Source organism: Motilimonas cestriensis (assembly GCF_021295315.1).
Classification (GTDB): domain Bacteria; phylum Pseudomonadota; class Gammaproteobacteria; order Enterobacterales; family CBDFNC01; genus Motilimonas; species Motilimonas cestriensis.
The window spans coordinates 117,966-133,560 of the sequence record NZ_JAIMJA010000008.1; the positions used below are offsets into that span (position 1 = coordinate 117,966).

The following is a 15,595-nucleotide window of genomic DNA, read 5'->3' on the forward strand; positions in this document are numbered from 1 at the left end:
CTATTTTCTTTTCAGGTAGTGTCTTACTTGACTCATTTAAACAAAAGCAGCGGATCTGTTCTTTTTTTCTCTTGCCTTAAAATTGTGAGCAAAACGAATTATTCAGGCTTGATCTTAGCGACAGTTTCCAACGCGCTATTAAGCTGAAACAGCCATAGTTTTTGCTCAATGGCATCAAGGGTATCCAGTGTTAGCTCAGTTTGATTCAGGATCAATTGGTTGGGTTTGATTTCAACAATCTGTTGGCTGGCTAGCATTTCACGAGTTTGTAAGTAGTCGGCTTTTACTTGGGTTGGTAAGTTGAGTTGTTTTATGCGCCAGCGCCCTGATTCTCTTACTAATTGAACCAGCCCGGAGAGATAGTGGGAGTTTGTTTCGCCATCATCTTGGCTGATCGAAGAAAGTTTAACACCCACGGTAACCTCGTTTGCTGCGAAATAGGGAAACCAATATGATTCTTGTTTTGCTTCAATTAGATACGCTTGGTTCATCGCTAGATTAAAGTGCTTCTGTAGCGCGGTTTCTAAGGCAAAAAAGTGTTCGAAACCTTGGTCCATATCCATGTTGTTTTGGCTTAGGTAATGCTCAACTTGGTTGTATTTCATGCTGGCAATTGCATTAAAATAATCTTTGGTTACCTGCTCTGAACGGGCGTTTTCGCCTAATATACTGGCGCTGAGTAGCAAGCTTAAAATGACCAAAGCGATGACAATCAATGGTGATGGTAGTTTTTTATTTTTAGTCATGAATCGTAATTCTCGCGGTCAATTTTTACGGCAAATTAGCACTTCTGTGCCATAGGTACAATATAGGAGAGTTAAGGTGGACTTCACTTAGTTGTGTTGGTGGTTGATTAAGGCGTATAGCTTATGATCTTGCCATTGCCCTGCAATTTTTAAGTATTTTTTTGCTAACCCTTCATATTCAAAGCCAAGTTTTAATAGTAAACGTTCACTTCGGCTGTTGTCTAGTTTATGCGCGGCCATGATTCGGTGCAGGTTTTGCTGTTCAAACATGTAATTAATGCAAGTCTGGCAGATAGCTTGCATTTTTCCTTGCCCTTGATGGGCTTGGTCGATGGAGTAACCTAAGTAGCAAGCTTGAAATACGCCCCGCATAACGGCAGAAAAGTTAATGCTTGCTATCATGTCGCCACTTTTTTCATCGATAGCGGCGAAATGAAAGGCATTTCCTTGTCGCCAATTTTCTTGGTTAACTTGGAGCACTTTTTGCCATGTTCCTAGTTCAAAGAAGTTTTCGCTGCGGCTTGGATCCCAAGGGGCAAGATGGCGCCTATTTCTCACCTGATAGGCGTGAATTAAGTGAGCGTCTTCAATAGCTAAAGGGGTGATTAAGCAATTTGCCGCGCTTAAGATTACTCGGTTGTTCTGCATGAAAATTGACTTTAATAACGAAAACCATGGCTATATTACCAGTTTATTTCAAGCAGCGCAGTTCACTTACACTATGCGGAGACGGCGCTGAGCTTATTGGGTTGCGAGCAACTTAGCAGCACTTCTCTTAGCCATTGGTGGCTGTTATCGTGTTTACGCAGGGCTAACCAAGTGAGGTAAACATCAAGATGCTTTTTGCTAAAGGGGGTATATTGCCAGTTAATCAAGCGCTTGGCTTCGCTGTTATCGAGACAGGATTTAGGGATGATGGTGAGTACATTCGTTTGCGCAACCAGAGATAACGCTGCTTGGTACGAGTTGACTTGGTATTTTACTTTCATTTTTTCATCGTTATTAAGCCCTATCTCTGGGTCAACGATAGCAAAGTCTTCTGCTAATATCGCCGCCAAGCTCATCCCTTGTTGCATTCTCGGATGAGCGCAATTGTAAGCTAAGATAAAAGGTTCGGCTGTTAACTGCTCACTGTATAATTCATCGCCTTGATATTGCTGGGTACCAATAAGGAAGTCTAAGCGATTATATTTAAGCGCATCTAAGTCCATTTGGTATTGATTTTTTAGTCGAATATTAGGCGAGACTTGATGGAGGTGAGCTAATACCTTGGTCAGTAATAATGACTCTAAAGCGGGTTGCATTGCTAAGTTGAAATCCAGGGCGACCTGATTTTCGCTGTTATCATCTTGTGGTAGGGCGTGACCAATTGTTTTTAGCGCGTCATTAATCGGCTGATACAAGCTTTTTGCTAATGTTGTTGGCTGCATCAGGCCACCACTGCGATAGAATAAATCATCGTTAAACTTTTTGCGCAGGCGGTTTAACCCCAAGCTCATGGCTGGCTGTGACATATTCAATTTTTTGGCTGCTTTTGAAACGTTTTGCTGCTCCATTACCGTGACAAATAATGTCAGTAAGTTCAGATCCAAATTACGAAGTTGTAGCTGCATAGTTAAGCCTTATCACAATAGGTAAGAGTTTGAATATTCCTTTACGCGAAAAATAGTGGCCATTCCTTGTCGGTATGGTGTTAGCGTATCCTTGTGCAGCTGAACCTAAGCTGAATAGCTATACGACAAATAAATTAATAACGGCGAGATAATTAACCCTAGTTACTTTGCTTACCAGCAGTGAATAAATACACAGAAGATGACTAGCATGCTTTCATCCTTAGCGCTTTTTTTAGATAATGCAGTTCCTCAATAATGGCCTTGATCGAATTATGACAAAATCACGCACCCCTTTTGAAAAAAACAAATTTGATAGAAAATCCAGCGGCCAAGCTCAGGTTGACTCTCTTAAAGTCCCGCCTCACTCATTTGAAGCCGAGCAATCAGTGCTTGGTGGCGTTATGCTAGATAACCAAGCTTGGGATCGTGTGGCCGAGGCGGTGGTGGACAAAGACTTTTATTCGAGGCCCCACCGGCTTATTTTTCAAGCCATGGAAAAATTAACCAATGCCAGTATGCCAATTGACTTGATCACGGTGTCAGAGCTGCTGGAGCGTGATCAGCAGCTAGATAACGTGGGTGGGTTCGCATATCTAGCCGAGATAGCTAAGAACACGCCCAGTGCGGCCAATATCTCAGCGTATGCCCATATTGTGCGTGAGCGCGCGGTGGTTCGTGAGCTGATTGGTGTAGCCAATGAAATTGCAGAAGCGGGTTATGACCCAGAAGGGCGGGGCAGTGATGAGCTGCTCGATTTTGCGGAAAGTAAGGTATTTAAAATTGCCGAATCAAGGGCCAATGAAAGTGAAGGCCCGCAAGGCATCAACAGTATCCTAGAAAAAACCGTCGATAAAATAGAAGAGCTGTTCAAAAACCCACAAGACGGGGTAACAGGTGTTTCAAGTGGCTATGCGGATTTAGACAAAATGACCGCTGGCTTTCAATCTTCTGATTTGATTATTGTCGCGGCCCGTCCGTCGATGGGTAAAACTACTTTTGCCATGAACTTGGCAGAGCATGCGGCAATGACCCAAGATAAACCTGCTATTATTTTCTCGTTAGAGATGCCCTCTGAACAAATTATGATGCGTATGTTGGCATCACTGGGTCGTATTAACCAAGGTAGCATTCGTACTGGTCAGCTCAATGATGATGACTGGGCGCGTTTATCGGGCACCATGGGCTTGTTACTTGAAAAGTGTAATATGTTCGTTGATGACAGCTCAGGCTTAACCCCTACCGAATTACGTTCACGGGCGCGGCGTATTGCAAAAGATCATGGAGGTGTCTCGATGATCATGGTGGATTACCTGCAATTAATGCGAGTTCCCTCATTAAGCGATAACCGTACTTTGGAAATTGCTGAAATATCGAAATCATTAAAAGCATTAGCGAAAGAGTTAAAGTGTCCCGTTATAGCCCTTTCTCAGCTCAACCGTAGTTTGGAGCAACGTGCTGATAAGCGACCGATTAACTCGGATCTCCGTGAATCAGGCTCGATTGAGCAGGATGCCGACTTAATTATGTTTATTTATCGTGATGAAGTTTATAACGAAGACAGCGCCGAAAAAGGCGTGGCGGAAATCATTATTGGTAAACAACGTAATGGTCCGATTGGTAAGGTACGATTAACTTTCCAAGGGCAATTTTCTCGTTTTGATAATTATGCTGGTCCCGCCTTTGATGATGACTATTAAGCTAAATAGGCTACCCCTCTCTTTAAAATGGCTGGTTAATAGCAACAGGATAAAAAAATGAAAGCGGCGACTGCAGTAATTGACCTTTGTGCTTTACGTGACAATTTGGCGCAGCTGAAAAAAATGGCTCCCCATGCCAAGGTGTTGGCCGTGGTAAAGGCGAATGCCTATGGCCATGGTTTAGTACAAATTGCCCATGCCGTTGCTAATGCAGATGCTTTTGGTGTGGCGCGTATTGAAGAAGCGTTAGCGCTGCGCTCGGGCGGAATCGTTAAGCCTATCGTTTTATTAGAAGGCTTTTTCAATGCCAGTGATTTACCTGTGCTGGTGGCGAATAATATTCAAACCGCGGTACATAATGACGAGCAGTTAACGGCTTTAGAGCAAGCTGAATTGGAATCACCGGTCAAGGTTTGGTTGAAAATTGATACTGGGATGCACCGATTAGGTGTGCATCCGGAAGAGTTTGAGGCCAGCTTATCGCGTTTAAGTCACTGCGCTCAAGTATCACAACCGGTTAATGTGATGACGCATTTTAGCTGTGCCGATGAACTTGAAAGACCAGAAACCAATAAGCAAATCGCTTTATTTAATAAGTTAACTCAAGAAATTGTGGGTTATAAGTCGATGGCAAATTCGGCTGGCGTGATGGCTTGGCCAAAAGCCCATAGCGATTTGATCCGCCCCGGTATCGCCTTATATGGCGTATCGCCCTTTGATCAAGGCGATGCTAGCGCTTATGGCTTGCGCCCAGTGATGACATTAACATCAAGCCTTATTGCGGTGCGCCATCATCAAGCTGGCGAACCCGTTGGCTATGGTGGCATCTGGCGCGCAGAGCAAGACACTAAACTTGGCGTGGTAGCAATTGGTTATGGTGACGGTTACCCAAGAAATGCCCCTGCGGGCACGCCTGTTTGGGTTAATGGTCGAATTGTTCCTGTGGTAGGGCGTGTTTCCATGGATATGCTTACTGTGGATTTAGGGCCGAATGCGCAAGACAAAATGGGTGATGAAGTTATTTTATGGGGCGATGTATTACCTGTAGAAAGAGTCGCTCGTGCCATTGGCACTATCGCTTATGAACTTGTTACTAAGCTTACCCCGCGGGTATCGCTCAGTTTTAAAGGATAATTTCAGCGCAATCGGCAAAGGTGAGCTAAATTTGATATGGCTATTGACAGCTAGGTCAAATTTATCGATTATCAATAGTATTAATGACAGTTTAAAGTGATTTTGATAGTTTTTACCTATTGATTTAATTGCTTTAAACGATTCGCAAAAAGCCCCTGTGTGAGCCATTATTTGCGATGTATTTCATTGATAATCCAAACTTTTCAAAGAGGAAATAAAAATGGTATTAGTAGGAAGAGAAGCACCTGATTTTACAGCTGCAGCAGTACTAGGTAATGGCGAGATCGTAGATAGCTTTAACCTAAAAGAATTCACTAAAGGTAAAGCTGCCGTTATCTTCTTTTACCCATTGGATTTCACGTTTGTTTGTCCTTCTGAGCTAATCGCTTTCGACAAACGTTTCCAAGATTTCCAAGACAAAGGTGTTGAAGTAATTGGTGTTTCAATTGACTCACAGTTCTCTCACAACGCATGGCGTAACACTGCTATTGCAGACGGCGGTATCGGTGCAGTTAAATACCCACTAGTAGCTGACGTTAAACACGAAATTTGTAAAGCGTACGATGTTGAGCATCCAGAAGCGGGCGTTGCATTCCGTGGCTCTTTCCTTATCGATACTAACGGTGTTGTTCGTCACCAAGTAGTGAACGACTTACCACTAGGTCGTAACATTGACGAAATGCTACGCATGGTAGACGCATTAAACTTCCACGAAAAACACGGTGAAGTTTGTCCTGCACAATGGGAAGAAGGTAAAGAAGGTATGCAAGCGTCTCCAGAAGGCGTAGCTAAGTACCTATCTGCACACTCAGACGACCTATAAGCTAACATTCGCCAAGTTTGTTGGCCGTTAGTTAACAAAAAAGCCGCTGTTTTTAGCGGCTTTTTTTATTGCTTAAGCTTTATTAGTTAAGTCCATTATTTAAGTCTGATTGCTGCAGGCGAACGGCTATTTATCAAAACAAATTTCTAGTGTGGCGTTACCGTATTCGGTAGTGAATGGCATCAATACTTTTTTGCCATCCGTTTTGTGAGAAATGGTGTGAGCTTTACCAGATACCACGATCGGCGTTGCCATATTGAAATCATAGCCTTTTTCAGCCAGTAAGCGTTTTGCCCCGCCGGTAACCATGTTGGTTATTTCACCTACCATATCAGAAACCTCACTGTCGATAGCAGTGGGCGCTTCACCTAGCATACGCTTCATTATCTCAAGTGCCAGCGGCTCGTCAAAACTAATAGAAAATGACCCCGTTGTTTCGGGACTCACCATACCAATCAGCCCTGACACATCACCTCGCGCGATATTGTCTTGCTTAAGTTTTGGCTTACCTGGCTTTAGTTCCAGCTGAGCCATGGTTTGTAATACGTTCATCAAAGAACTGAGAAAAGGGTTTACAAAATCTACATTCATATTTGCGTTCTTATTAATTGGTGTTAATCGTTAAGCTATCTCGTTACTTTGGCAATCACTGCAGTTGCCGTGCGCTTCTAAGGTTGTATTAGTAATACTAAACCCATGAGAAGTCGCTTGCTCAGAAAAAGCATCATCAATTTTCTCGTCATGTAATTCAATGACTACACCACATTGATCGCATATCAAAAGTTGCATCGGGTGGTGTGTGCCAAAGTGTGGACATAAAATATAAGCATTTATGGATTCAATTTTATGAATAAAACCATGCTCTAGCAGAAAGTCTAGGGCGCGATAGATAGTGGGTGGCTTGGCACTTTTCTCTGTTTCACGCAACTTGTCTAGCAAATCATAGGCACTAATTGAGCCTAGCTGCTCAGCCATAATGCTAAACACTTTCTGGCGAATTGGAGTAAATCTTACACTGCGTTTTTGGCAGATAAGCTCAGCGCGTTTTAGTAACTCTGTGGAGGTATTATGCATATGCTTATTAAGTTGAATAGCTAGATTTAGATACTAACATTATTTTATTCCTTATAAAGCACCCACTTGTGTAGACGTTAACTGAGTTGCGTTGATGAATTGCCGAACAGTACAATTTCTCCCTGCTTATATGACTTTTTAAATTTTCATTTCACGTTATGGCTATGCTTACAGCTTAGCTTAAAGTTGTAAAACAGCTTGCTATAAGTAAAGGTTGTCATCAAATTTTAGCAATGGCTTGGCTTTAGTCTAGTTTAAGTTGATGAATTAATAGCGCCTTTTCTACGTTTCCGTTTTTTTTGTTGCGATAAACTAGGTAATAGAACTGCGATGACCAAGGTAAGAATAAAGTAGCAGGTGGTCGCCGGGGCTTGTAGTGGGAAATCAACCGAAATATGGATTAGCATGCCGATAATCGCCATGACGCAAGCTAGAGCAATACCTAGGATAAGGGGATCTCTACGGGTAATAAATTGGTGAAAACTAATGGTTAAAGCAGCGAGCACCGCAACTCCCAATAATGCTGTGCCGATCACACCTGACTCGAACAAAAACTGGATATATTCGTTGTGGGCATGATCGTAGAAAATGTAGATACTGTGCTCTATATAACGCTGAAATTCCGAATAAAAGCTGCCCGCGCCATATCCGGTCCAAGGCTGTTGTACGATAGCGTTAAGTGCAAATTCAACAACATTATCGCGCGTTTCGGCATTGAGGCTGGTTTCAACTAATCGCTGCTTTACTTTTTCTAGGCCAAACCAAGTACTGACAATCAGGGTGTCGATAACAAAAATACTGCTAACTAAAATGTATAAGCTTTTCGGTTTGTCTTTATAAAAAAGCAGGAGCAGTAAAGAGCCAATAGAGAGGGCAGCAAAAAAAGCAGTGTTACCCATACGAGAGCGGGTTAGCACTAAAGCAATCACCATAATGACCAAGGCCATGCGTAACAGCGCTTTGTAGGTTAAAAAGGTGGCAAAGAAATTGATGATCGCCTGCTTTAAGTTGTAATGGTTACTGTGCTGCAGCTGTGATACCAGTAAGCCAAAACCCAAACAAAGGTTGAGCATTAAAAAGTTAGCCAGATGATTATGGTAGACAAATGACCCCGATGCTCGGCTATTGAGTGGCAGCGAGAATACTGGGGTTGGATCGATATTACCCAGTACTAAAATAGCACCATAAAATCCTTGTAGTACGCCGCTGAATATCATCACTGATACTAAAATGACGAGTTGCTTGGTATTGGTGACCATCAAGGCGGTTAATAATATTAGCCAAATATAACTGATGCTTTTTAGTAGTTGGATCCACGTTTGCGCCGGATCGACACTGGCCAAAATGGTTAAAGCCGGAATTTTAAAGCTAAACCATTGCACTAAGCTATACAAGGTGAATAAGCTAACGGGCCAGAGTACCCAGCGAGCTCGATTCACAGCAGTTTGCCATTGTTCACTAGTAAAGCTAAATAAGCTGAGTAGTATCAGTAAGCTAAGAAATATTTCATTAAGGGACCAAATCCATGGACGGTTTCCACCTAGCGGGAGGGGCAGATAAAAAACAAAGACTAAAAAAGCGAAGAAGCAGCCTTTTTGTAGCGCAGACATAGCAGGCTCCCAGATAAAAAAAAGGGCGGAGAACCGCCCTTAATAGCATACTTATTTATTTGCTTAGTTGTTTGAAGCCGTGATACCACCACCACCAGTGCCTGCACCGTTACCGGTACCAGTCGGGGTTGTGCCCGTTGTCGTTACGGGGCCGCCTGCAGCAGTTGCTTCTAGCTCGGCTGTGTCAGCACCCGACGCGGCGTAACCGGCCAGTAAGGTATCTTCAGTAATACCTAAATCACTTGCTCTCTTCGCGATGCTTAAACGCATCTCTAGCCGAGCTTCTTCTGTCGCGCCTACAGCTGCAATCGATGCTGCGATAATGTCTAGTTGAGCTTCAGTGCTTGAGTTATTGATCGCAGCAGTAAAGACCTCCAGCACGAGCGCTTCGTCTGCGTCAGCTAATTCAATTGCTGCGACAATAATATCGTCTTGGATTTGAGCGTCTAAATCCTTTGCTGCAACTAATGCCTGCTCTAGTAACAAGACTAAATCACTGTTAGGTAACTGAGCTAAGTATTGAAACGAAGGGGTCATTTGATCTGGGTTAGTGCTTGCAACTTGTTCAAATATTACTTGGCTAGCATCACCGGCTTGTAGTGCATTATTAATGCTGACATCTAAACTCGTACCAGCGCTTAAATCCTCGCTGATGCTGGCATTAGCAGCGCAAGAAAAGACGGCTGCAGCTAGCAGTAAGTGTTTCATCGGCATTTTCATTGCTACTTCCCTTTAGGTTATAAAATAATCATCGCGATTCTAGAGCTTGTCTTATCGGATCTCAAGACTAGAAAAAGTATTAACTATTATTAATTAGCTAGCGGTCCGGGTTTTGCGACTAAATAGCCCTGGAAACCATCTACCAACAGTTCTTGCGCTGTATCCAATTCAGCTTGAGTTTCAATATGTTCCGCTATTACCTTAGTATCTATACCGTGGGCTATTTGGACTAAGGTTTTTAAAAAGAATTGATTATCCTTATGCTGCTCTAATTGGCGAATATAGCTGCCATCAATTTTTAGATAATCCGGCTTGAGTGACTGAATATAGCTAAATGAAGTGAAGCTAGTACCAAATCGATCAATTGATAGGGCTGCGCCTGACTGTTTGAGTCCAGCAACTAAGGCTTTTAGCGCAACCAGGAAGTGGTTAGCACTGGTTTCGCTGACTTCAATAATCAGTCGTTTGGCTAATTTTTCTTCTTGCTTTAATTCACTAAAAATAAACGCTTGGAATGCTTCATCTGCCAATGAGCTACCGGCTAAATTAATAGAAAGCGTGACTTGACTAGATTGCTTTAACGTATTCAGTACTTGTAGAAAGATAGCTTTATCAAGGGCCATGGTTTGATTGATGCGGTTAGCTGCTGAGAATATATCACCGGTATTGAGCGGCTTTGCTTGCTCATCGACAAAACGTGTCAAGGTTTCATAGTAGAGTACTTGCTTGTTTTTATCGGTAATGGGTTGAAACACAAGATGGATGCGTTGGTTAACTAAGATGTTATCAATCACACCGTGCCAATCCGTGCGCTGGGTTGCCTGACGCTCGTCACTGGCGACGCTTACTTGGCAGCCATTTTGTAGCGAGTGACTTATTTGGTTGTCGAGTTGCGCCAGTACCTCACCGCATTGTTGGCCTTCTTGATAACGCACAAAGGCACCTGCGACATCGGTGTCGGCCTGTTTTAGCGCTTGGTTGAGCAAGGGTTGAATTTGCTCCAAAATACCGATATCAGTGTTGGGCATAATCACTGCAAACTCGGCGCCTTGCAAGCGGAAAAAAGACGATTGGGGGTGCTCGCTGAAGCTTTGTTTTAGCTTCATTGATAAGGCCTTTAAGTGACGGTCGGCCTCTTGATAGCCGTGTTTTTCATTTAATGCTTGCAAGCCTTGTAACTGGAACAGACCAACGACGCCGCTGTTACCGCTCTTCTTTGACTCTAATTCAAGTGCTAGTTTTGACATAAAACTGCGCTTATTACCGAACCCAGTCAAAATGTCCATAAATGCTTGTTGGCGCATTTTTTCTGCATAGATCGAAACTTCATCAAAATTACGCTTTAATGCCGCAGCCATGCGGTTAAAGGCTTCGACCACCACGCGTAATTCACGCGCCTTGGGTAGCATCGTAATTGGGCTGAAATCTTTATCGGCAATGGCGTTGGCTTTTTCTTCCATGGCATTCAAAGGTCGTAAAATGATGCGCAATAAAAACCAGCCAGTAATGAGCGCCAACACAAAGATAATACCGGACGAAATAAAGGTATTACTGGCCATTTGCCATAACTGGTAGTAAGCCAAACCGGGGTTACTTTGAATTTTCATTGTGGCAACGATACGCCAGCCATCATTGATTTCTGTTTGATTGGTAGGCGGGTTTAATGGAAAGAGTGCGATAAACCAGTTTGGGATACCTTCAACTTGAGTAGGGTATTCTCGGATCACCAGAGGTGTGCCATCAATCTTGTACAGCTTAATGGAGTGATAGTAGCCTGAATCGAAGATACTATTAACGGTGGTCTCTATCATGGCTATGTCTTCAAGCCCGATGATATTACTTAACGACAACCCCAGCGATGTCGCTGCATCTTGGCTGTGCGAGTCTAATTGCTCTTCAAGGTAGTTTTGGCTTTCTTGAATGTTGGTGATTAAATTGCTCAAAAAGCACATTAAAATAACACCAAATAGCATGCCGTTAAGGCGGGCAAATAAGCTCATATTTATTCTCTATTGACCTTGTTCAATCCGTTTAATGAGTTTCACCCAAGGGGCGAATCCTTTACGCTGTTTGACTTTATTTCCTAAACCTTGCGCTTTTGCAACCCATAACCCTTGACCATTAAAGCTATATACTGGTTTAAGGTCTCGACGTTGATTTGCAGTTACGATATCACGATTAATATTATCTAGCACCAAAGGGTATTCACCCGGGCTGGGAATATAAATGACCACCATATGCGCTTGATTATACTCAAGGGCCTTGACATACATCATGCGAATTTTATCTTCACTGATACCGAGGGCATTGAGGGTGAAATATTTGGCTATAGAGAAATCCTCACAGTCACCGCCCTCTGTTGCTAATGTTTCTAGTGGTGTGGCCCAGTAATCCTCTCTATGCCAGTGCTTTATGTCGTCAATGAATTCTATATGTTTGTTAAAGAAGTCGTTGACCAGCTTTAATTTTTCTAATTCTGTACGGTCTTGATTGTCTTCAATCAGGCGCTGCCAAGCTTTGACTCGATATTCAGCACGGTTGCCATGATTGTTTTTAACCTCTTGAAACAGGGTTGGCGTAAAATACTGGTTGATATTGATGGCGGGTGATGCCGCTGCAATAAATACAACCGATACGATAAGCATTCTCTGAATGCGTAAGATGACATTCATTGGTTCATGTTTACCATTAGTTACTGCCTCTAATTGGAAATCGAGTCTAGCATAAATCATTGATTATGTTGCTAACGGTTTAAAAGGTGTCATGCATAAGTATCAAAAATGTAAAGTTATCACAAAAACGGCTTGAGGTAATCTGTCAAGTTGATTAGTATAGCCGCTATTAAAAATGCCAACTGAGTCATGTTTTAATTGGTAAATAATAATAAAAAATAAATGCACCTCACAAAGCACTGCAACAAAAAAGACAACTTATTGCTGTACGCTCTCTCAACAAACTTTAGTGCTTCACTAGCCGTGAAGAAATCGTTGCTATAAAGGATTATAAAAAATGGGCGCGCAAGGCCATATACGTACGCTTGGTAAATCTTCTAGTTTTTTCTATCGCTTGATTGATATCGCAGTGATTTCTATTGCTTTAATTGTATCGCTATCGGTTCATGAGCAGGCCTTTAATGTTCATTATGTCGCAGTGGCTTTGTTAGCCACCGTTGGATTTACCATCGCCTCTGAAAGTGTTGATCTATATCGCTCTTGGCGGGGAAGTAATTTTAGCTACTTAGCCATGTTGACCTCACTTAGTTGGGCGATTGTTTGCTCTTTACTCATGTTATTGGCTTACTTTTCTAAGCTAGGCATTGAATACTCGCGCTTAGTCGTCGGTTGGTGGTTTTTAATCACTTGGGGTGGCTTGCTTACATGGCGAGTGGTAATGCGGTTCTATCGCGCGCAAATGCGCCGTAAAGGTTTAAATGTGCGCAACGCAGTCGTGATAGGGGTAACGCCACAGGCGATATCGTTAGTTAAAAATTTACAGCGCCACCCTGAAATTGGCGTGAAAGTATTGGGTTTTTATGATGATAGAGATACCAGTCGGTTAGATAAAGAATTACCCGCTCGCTTACGCGGTAATGCCGAAAGAGCATTAAAACTGGCCAAAAAAGGCACCATTGAGCGGGTGTATATTGCGCTGCCGATGCATGCTAAAGACCGAATTTCACATCTGTTATCAGAATTTGCTGACACCACCGCTTGTACTTACCTCGTACCCGATTTCTTTACCTATAACCTACTGCACTCGCGCTGGGACTCGGTCGGCGATATTCACACTCTCAGTGTATTTGATACCCCGTTTAACGGCTTAACCAGTTGGATTAAACGCCTCGAAGATATTGTTCTCTCAAGCATGATTTTAGCCTTAATTTCACCACTGTTGATTGCTATTGCTGCCGCGGTAAAGATAACGTCACCCGGCCCGATTATCTTCAAGCAATACCGCTATGGCTTAGATGGCCGAAAAATCAAAGTGTGGAAGTTTCGCTCGATGTCAACCATGGATAATGGCGCCAAAGTCGTACAGGCAACAAAGAACGATCCTCGTGTAACACCACTGGGGAGTTTTCTTCGTCGTACTTCTTTAGACGAGCTGCCACAGTTCATTAATGTATTGCAGGGCTCTATGTCCATTGTTGGCCCGCGGCCGCATGCGGTAGCTCACAATGAAGAGTACCGAGTGTTAGTTGAACGTTACATGCTGCGCCATAAGGTGAAGCCTGGTATTACCGGTTGGGCACAAATAAATGGTTGGCGCGGCGAAACAGACACGCTGGATAAAATGGAGAAGCGGGTTCAGTTTGACTTAGATTATATCCATCGTTGGTCGCTGTGGCTGGATATTAAAATTGTGTTTTTAACTATTTTTAAGGGATTTGTAAGCAAAACCGCTTACTAGGAAATATAGATGAAATTACCTCCGATGAAAAAAGTATCATCAGTTTGCTTTAGTTTAGCAGCGCTGGTTGCAACTTCTGCTGTTGCACAAGTTACGCCAAATCCTTATGTAACGGAAAGTGGTATCGAGGTGTTGCCTTTTGTGAATGCCGAGCTTAAGCACGATGATAACGTGACCAATGCTGCCAGCAATGAACAGAGCTCTTGGGCCAGTGTGATTGATCCTGGCGTAATGGTTAAATTGAACCCTGGCAATAATGAATACATTTTGCTGTATCGCCTAAGTAAGGGCAGTTTTTTTAGCTCTCACAATGACGATTATACTGATCACAATTTACGTTTAAGCGGTGATTGGGAGTTTAACGATAGAAACCGAGCGGGTTTAGTTTACGATTTCAATGCTACCCATGAAGCGCGCGGTACTGGGATTTCAGACGGTGCTGGTAACGCGATTGATGAAGTGATTCGCTACAAAACTAACTATATCAATGCAAGTTATGGTTTTGGCGGTATGCAAGCGACAGGTCGCTTTAAATTTAACTTAGGCTATTTTGACCAAAGCTACAGTAACTACCGCAGCATTACGCAATATCGTGATTTTGATGAGATGCGCTACGGCGGCGCTTTTTATTACCGCGTGGCCCCAAAAACCAGCTTGATTTTTGAGTTGTTGAAAAATGATAAGCGTTACGACACTACTGATACATCTGGCGTCTCGCGTGATTCTGATGATCACTTCGCCTACGTGGGGGCCACTTGGGATACCACGGCTACGGTAACGGGTATTGCGAAAGTGGGTTACCAAAATAAAGATTTTAAAGAATCAGGCCGAAAGTCGTTTGATGGTTTCAGTTGGGACATTGGCTTAACTTGGCAAGCTAAAGAATACTCCAAGTTTGATATCGGCACACGTCATAAAGCGAAAGACCCTGACCAACTTGGAGACTACATTGAGGAGTCATATTACCGCGCAGCTTGGGAACATTATTGGTTGGAGCGCTTTTCAAGCAATGTAAGTTGGTCATATATTCAAGATGATTACACCGGTTCAGCGCGAAAAGATGACACTGATGAGTACCAAATTGCGCTTAACTATGACATTCGCCGCTGGTTAAACCTTGGTATGGGGTATCGAGTCACGGAAAAAGACTCAACTGCAGCCAATATTGGTTATGACAAGAACGTGTTCTTTATTTCTGTAAACATGGTGATGTAAATACAATGAAAGGTGTTTTTTCGTTTTTTCTAACGGGCCTTGTGATGCTTTTTGCCTTGCAAGCCCACGCCAATGACTTTGACGCAAGGTATAAACTGGGCGCTGGAGATACTATTTCTATCCTCGTTTACGGCGAAGAAGAGCTTACTATGGAAACTTTGCTAAGCGACAGTGGCCGTATTAATTACCCTTTTTTAGGGCAAATTATGGTTAAAGGTCTTACGATAGAAAAGCTTAAAGACACCATTCAACGAGGATTAGAAGGTGACTATCTGATTAATCCTAGCGTTCACGTCAGTATTGTTGAGTATCGTCCGTTTTTCATTAATGGTGAGGTCAAGCAGCCAGGCGGCTACGCCTTTCAGCCTGGCTTAACGGTTAATAAAGCGGTTGCGTTGGCTGGCGGTTTTACTCCTCGTGCATCGAAGAGCAGTATTTTTGTTTCTTCCAGTGATTCGCCAAATCAAAAGCCTAAGCCCGTCGAATTAGATACCAGCATCATGCCTGGTGACATCATTACCATAGAACAAAGTTTCTTTTAAATAAGCAGGTC

Annotated in this window: 15 protein-coding genes; 6 read left to right on the forward strand and 9 right to left on the reverse strand. The window is 42.9% G+C overall.

Features of this window, described 5'->3' with window-relative positions:
* Positions 1-98: 98 nt before the first annotated feature.
* The 3 genes from K6Y31_RS09710 to K6Y31_RS09720 form a co-directional block, all read right to left on the reverse strand.
* Complete coding sequence (locus K6Y31_RS09710) at positions 99-746, reverse strand: hypothetical protein (RefSeq protein ID WP_233052587.1); 648 nt, start codon at positions 744-746, stop codon at positions 99-101.
* 87 nt (positions 747-833) lie between these two features.
* Positions 834-1,394 carry a GNAT family N-acetyltransferase gene (locus K6Y31_RS09715; protein ID WP_233052588.1) on the reverse strand — a complete coding sequence of 187 codons (561 nt, stop codon included), beginning with the start codon at positions 1,392-1,394 and terminating at the stop codon, positions 834-836.
* 71 nt (positions 1,395-1,465) lie between these two features.
* Complete coding sequence (locus K6Y31_RS09720; protein WP_233052589.1) at positions 1,466-2,359, reverse strand: LysR substrate-binding domain-containing protein; 894 nt, start codon at positions 2,357-2,359, stop codon at positions 1,466-1,468.
* A gap of 272 nt (positions 2,360-2,631) precedes the next feature.
* On the opposite strand from K6Y31_RS09720, the gene dnaB reads away from it, so the two are divergent.
* From dnaB to K6Y31_RS09735, 3 genes are all read left to right on the forward strand, one after another.
* Positions 2,632-4,056: a replicative DNA helicase gene (dnaB, locus tag K6Y31_RS09725; RefSeq protein ID WP_233052590.1), complete on the forward strand. Its 1,425-nt coding sequence runs from the start codon at positions 2,632-2,634 to the stop codon at positions 4,054-4,056.
* 57 nt (positions 4,057-4,113) lie between these two features.
* Complete coding sequence (alr, locus tag K6Y31_RS09730; protein WP_233052591.1) at positions 4,114-5,190, forward strand: alanine racemase; 1,077 nt, start codon at positions 4,114-4,116, stop codon at positions 5,188-5,190.
* A 220-nt stretch (positions 5,191-5,410) separates the two neighbouring features.
* The gene (locus tag K6Y31_RS09735) at positions 5,411-6,013 is read left to right on the forward strand and encodes a peroxiredoxin C (RefSeq protein WP_232801428.1); all 603 of its coding nucleotides are present in this window, start codon (positions 5,411-5,413) and stop codon (positions 6,011-6,013) included.
* Positions 6,014-6,139: 126 nt separating this feature from the next.
* On the opposite strand, the gene K6Y31_RS09740 is transcribed toward K6Y31_RS09735, so the two are convergent.
* From K6Y31_RS09740 to K6Y31_RS09765, 6 genes are all read right to left on the reverse strand, one after another.
* Positions 6,140-6,604, reverse strand: coding sequence for a chemotaxis protein CheX (locus K6Y31_RS09740; protein WP_233052592.1), 465 nt, complete (start codon positions 6,602-6,604; stop codon positions 6,140-6,142).
* Between the two features lie 30 nt (positions 6,605-6,634).
* Positions 6,635-7,087, reverse strand: coding sequence for a zinc uptake transcriptional repressor Zur (zur, locus tag K6Y31_RS09745; protein WP_233052593.1), 453 nt, complete (start codon positions 7,085-7,087; stop codon positions 6,635-6,637).
* A 254-nt stretch (positions 7,088-7,341) separates the two neighbouring features.
* Positions 7,342-8,697 (reverse strand): O-antigen ligase family protein, encoded by a 1,356-nt coding sequence (locus K6Y31_RS09750; RefSeq protein ID WP_233052594.1) that lies wholly within the window; start codon positions 8,695-8,697, stop codon positions 7,342-7,344.
* A gap of 63 nt (positions 8,698-8,760) precedes the next feature.
* Positions 8,761-9,417 carry a hypothetical protein gene (locus K6Y31_RS09755; RefSeq protein WP_233052595.1) on the reverse strand — a complete coding sequence of 219 codons (657 nt, stop codon included), beginning with the start codon at positions 9,415-9,417 and terminating at the stop codon, positions 8,761-8,763.
* An 89-nt stretch (positions 9,418-9,506) separates the two neighbouring features.
* Positions 9,507-11,417 (reverse strand): bifunctional diguanylate cyclase/phosphodiesterase, encoded by a 1,911-nt coding sequence (locus K6Y31_RS09760; protein WP_233052596.1) that lies wholly within the window; start codon positions 11,415-11,417, stop codon positions 9,507-9,509.
* A 9-nt stretch (positions 11,418-11,426) separates the two neighbouring features.
* Positions 11,427-12,149 carry a transglutaminase-like cysteine peptidase gene (locus tag K6Y31_RS09765; protein WP_233052597.1) on the reverse strand — a complete coding sequence of 241 codons (723 nt, stop codon included), beginning with the start codon at positions 12,147-12,149 and terminating at the stop codon, positions 11,427-11,429.
* A gap of 277 nt (positions 12,150-12,426) precedes the next feature.
* On the opposite strand from K6Y31_RS09765, the gene K6Y31_RS09770 reads away from it, so the two are divergent.
* Genes K6Y31_RS09770 through K6Y31_RS09780 form a run of 3 tightly spaced genes read left to right on the forward strand, consistent with a single transcriptional unit; the run spans position 12,427 to position 15,584 of the window.
* Positions 12,427-13,827 (forward strand): undecaprenyl-phosphate glucose phosphotransferase, encoded by a 1,401-nt coding sequence (locus K6Y31_RS09770; RefSeq protein ID WP_233052598.1) that lies wholly within the window; start codon positions 12,427-12,429, stop codon positions 13,825-13,827.
* 9 nt (positions 13,828-13,836) lie between these two features.
* Positions 13,837-15,042: an outer membrane beta-barrel protein gene (locus tag K6Y31_RS09775; RefSeq protein WP_233052599.1), complete on the forward strand. Its 1,206-nt coding sequence runs from the start codon at positions 13,837-13,839 to the stop codon at positions 15,040-15,042.
* Between the two features lie 5 nt (positions 15,043-15,047).
* Entirely contained in the window at positions 15,048-15,584 is a 537-nt protein-coding gene (locus K6Y31_RS09780) for a polysaccharide biosynthesis/export family protein (protein ID WP_233052600.1), read from the forward strand.
* The last annotated feature ends 11 nt before the right edge of the window (positions 15,585-15,595 follow it).

Excerpts from the sequence above, each read along its gene's own strand:
- K6Y31_RS09710 (WP_233052587.1), bottom strand. The coding sequence starts at position 746 with ATGACTAAAAATAAAAAACTACCATCACCATTGATTGTCATCGCTTTG.
- K6Y31_RS09715 (WP_233052588.1), bottom strand. The coding sequence starts at position 1,394 with ATGCAGAACAACCGAGTAATCTTAAGCGCGGCAAATTGCTTAATCACC.
- K6Y31_RS09720 (WP_233052589.1), bottom strand. The coding sequence starts at position 2,359 with ATGCAGCTACAACTTCGTAATTTGGATCTGAACTTACTGACATTATTT.
- dnaB (WP_233052590.1), top strand. The coding sequence starts at position 2,632 with ATGACAAAATCACGCACCCCTTTTGAAAAAAACAAATTTGATAGAAAA.
- alr (WP_233052591.1), top strand. The coding sequence starts at position 4,114 with ATGAAAGCGGCGACTGCAGTAATTGACCTTTGTGCTTTACGTGACAAT.
- K6Y31_RS09735 (WP_232801428.1), top strand. The coding sequence starts at position 5,411 with ATGGTATTAGTAGGAAGAGAAGCACCTGATTTTACAGCTGCAGCAGTA.
- K6Y31_RS09740 (WP_233052592.1), bottom strand. The coding sequence starts at position 6,604 with ATGAATGTAGATTTTGTAAACCCTTTTCTCAGTTCTTTGATGAACGTA.
- zur (WP_233052593.1), bottom strand. The coding sequence starts at position 7,087 with ATGCATAATACCTCCACAGAGTTACTAAAACGCGCTGAGCTTATCTGC.
- K6Y31_RS09750 (WP_233052594.1), bottom strand. The coding sequence starts at position 8,697 with ATGTCTGCGCTACAAAAAGGCTGCTTCTTCGCTTTTTTAGTCTTTGTT.
- K6Y31_RS09755 (WP_233052595.1), bottom strand. The coding sequence starts at position 9,417 with ATGAAAATGCCGATGAAACACTTACTGCTAGCTGCAGCCGTCTTTTCT.
- K6Y31_RS09760 (WP_233052596.1), bottom strand. The coding sequence starts at position 11,417 with ATGAGCTTATTTGCCCGCCTTAACGGCATGCTATTTGGTGTTATTTTA.
- K6Y31_RS09765 (WP_233052597.1), bottom strand. The coding sequence starts at position 12,149 with ATGATTTATGCTAGACTCGATTTCCAATTAGAGGCAGTAACTAATGGT.
- K6Y31_RS09770 (WP_233052598.1), top strand. The coding sequence starts at position 12,427 with ATGGGCGCGCAAGGCCATATACGTACGCTTGGTAAATCTTCTAGTTTT.
- K6Y31_RS09775 (WP_233052599.1), top strand. The coding sequence starts at position 13,837 with ATGAAATTACCTCCGATGAAAAAAGTATCATCAGTTTGCTTTAGTTTA.
- K6Y31_RS09780 (WP_233052600.1), top strand. The coding sequence starts at position 15,048 with ATGAAAGGTGTTTTTTCGTTTTTTCTAACGGGCCTTGTGATGCTTTTT.